The sequence below is a fragment of the Psychrobacter sp. CAL346-MNA-CIBAN-0220 genome (assembly GCF_040309805.1).
Classification (GTDB): domain Bacteria; phylum Pseudomonadota; class Gammaproteobacteria; order Pseudomonadales; family Moraxellaceae; genus Psychrobacter.
The window spans coordinates 1-274 of the sequence record NZ_JBEOPF010000257.1; the positions used below are offsets into that span (position 1 = coordinate 1).

A 274-nucleotide genomic window follows, 5' to 3' on the forward strand; every position below is an offset into this window, starting at 1 on the left:
GTTATGGCCTTGGCACATTTCCTTAGTTCAATCGCAGGTGTAGTTCTTGAACAGACGTCACTTTACTGCGGTCATCTGCTTGGTTAGCAGTACAGTTAGCAAATGCCGCATTCAATGTCGTAGTATAATTGGTTTTGTGCTGCAATGCACCACGACGTAACACCTTCGAATCTTCAATCGCTTGGCGACCTTCGGTGGTATTAACGATATAGCTATACTCGCCATTTTTGATTCTATCAAGAATGTGCGGACGACCTTCGTATACTTTATTTAC

1 protein-coding gene is annotated in these 274 nt (G+C 43.1%); it reads right to left on the minus strand.

Annotation, left to right across the window (positions count from 1 at the left end; genetic code table 11):
* Nucleotides 1-22: 22 nt before the first annotated feature.
* On the minus strand, nt 23-274 hold a 252-nt coding region (locus AAEY88_RS13555; RefSeq protein WP_350563229.1), incomplete at its 5' end, for a hypothetical protein.